Origin of the sequence: Desulfobacter curvatus DSM 3379 (assembly GCF_000373985.1) — a bacterium.
Lineage (GTDB): Bacteria > Desulfobacterota > Desulfobacteria > Desulfobacterales > Desulfobacteraceae > Desulfobacter > Desulfobacter curvatus.
Genome location: NZ_KB892906.1, coordinates 1 through 1961 on the forward strand (window position 1 = coordinate 1; position 1961 = coordinate 1961).

Consider the following 1961-nt stretch of genomic DNA (forward strand, 5'->3'; position numbering starts at 1 on the left):
ATGAAGGAAGGTGCCTTTGATTACCTGATGAAACCGGCGGATTTTGATGATATCAGCGAAAAACTTACCAATGCCTGGAAGCGCAAGGATGAACAAGAAGAGCGCATCCGCAAGGCTGAAGCCCGGCTGCTTCTGCGGCGCACCGGGGAGATTTAGTTCAGTCGGCATGATCGAAAAGAAGAGATAAGGAGATGGTATTAATGAGCCTGAGACAAAGGGTATATCTTGCCAATGCCGTGCTTTTAGGGATAACGGTCATGGGGAGCATTGCCATGATCTGGTATACCTATAAAACAGAAAATCTGTTCACCGGTATTGTTACAAGGCATATTCCAATGTATCAGGCCGCTGAGGCCTTAGAAACCTCTTTGCTCAACCAGAAAGGGTATCTATCCTATTATCTTCTGGATAAAAATCCTGAATGGCTCAGGCAGCTGGCTGACTTTAAACAAGATTTCGAAAGCCAGCTGGCCCGTGCCAAGCCCCTGGTCACAGAGAACTGGGAAAAGCAGGATTTATGCCGGATTGAATCCGTGTACGCCACGTATATTACGGCCAAGGACAGAGCACTGACCTTATACGAAAAGGGCGACCCGGGCGCCGGAGCCGCCCTTCACCGGGAGGTCAGGGCCAATTTCTTCAGAATTTATGAGTTGTGTGAAAAATTTAAAGCGGCGCATAAAAAGGCTATAGACGTTACCGTGGAAGACAGTTGCACTGATGCCAAAAATTTACGCTATATCGGCCTTCTAGCCATTGTCACCGTGGTGCTCCTCAGCCTTTTAATTAATTATATTTTCACTCGCCATATTCTTGGGCCCATCCGTAAACTGGCGGCAGAGGCCGATCAAATGGGCGATGGACTGGTATCAGGTAACGAAATGGCGGCGTTGAAAAGCAGCGTCCACGGTTTGATTGAAAATGCCGAACAAACCCATGCAGAATTAGTCCGGAGCCGGGAATCCCTGATGCAGTCCGAAAAACTTGCGCTAGTCGGCAGACTTGCCGCAGGCATGGCCCACTCCATCAGAAATCCTATGACTTCAATTAAAATGAGGTTGTTTTCCCTGGGACGGTCCGGCAAGTTGTCCGGTGACCAGAAGGAGAATATCAGCGTCATTTCGACAGAAATCGGGCAGATCAACAAAATTCTGGAAAACTTCCTGGAATTTTCCAGACCCCCAAAACTAACCATGAAAAAACAAAGTCCATCCCAGGTGGTGGATAACACCCTGCGGCTGTTGGAACAGCGCCTGAAATCCTATGGTGTAACCGTACATTTGGTTCGCAGTGAGCCCCTGGACGATGTTTTGCTGGATGCCGGCCAGCTTAAGGAGACCATGGCCAACATCATCATCAATGCCTGCGAAGCCATGGAAAAAGGAGGCCGCATCACCATCACCGAAACCATGGACAGTGTTAACAAAAACAGGGACACTGCAGTGATACGAATCCAGGATTCCGGGCCCGGCATTCCCACATCTATCCAAAACGAAGTTTTCAACCCGTTTTTCACCACCAAGGACGATGGGACGGGACTGGGGTTGAGCATCTGTTTTAATATTATCAGCGAGCATGGTGGGTGTCTGGTGCTGGACAGCCAGGAAGGCCAGGGGACCTGTTTCACCATCACACTGCCGGCAGGAGAGGATGTCCATGGCAAAAATTCTGATCATTGACGACGACGACCAGCTGAGAATCAGTTTTTCCAAACTCCTCACAGAGGAGCACTATGATGTGGTGTCAGCCGCTTCAGGGGAAGCCGGCATTGAAATCGTCAAAACAACNCCTCTGGATCTGGTGATTCTGGATGTTCGCCTGCCTGGCATGAACGGGCTTGAAACATTTAAAGAGATAAAAAAGCTTGATGCCACCCTGCCGGCCATTATTGTCACGGCATTCGGCACCACGGACACAGCCATTGAAGCCACCAAGGCAGGCGCCTTTGACTACCTGCTCAA

At 49.6% G+C, this 1961-nt stretch carries 2 protein-coding genes; both read left to right on the forward strand.

Annotation, left to right across the window (positions count from 1 at the left end; all coding sequences use genetic code 11):
• The first annotated feature begins 200 nt into the window (after positions 1-200).
• Positions 201-1679 carry an ATP-binding protein gene (locus B147_RS0102090; RefSeq protein WP_020585606.1) on the forward strand — a complete coding sequence of 493 codons (1479 nt, stop codon included), beginning with the start codon at positions 201-203 and terminating at the stop codon, positions 1677-1679.
• A partial coding sequence (locus B147_RS27130; RefSeq protein ID WP_157237735.1) for a response regulator occupies positions 1657-1961 on the forward strand: 305 nt, incomplete at its 3' end. The genes B147_RS0102090 and B147_RS27130, both read left to right, overlap by 23 nt.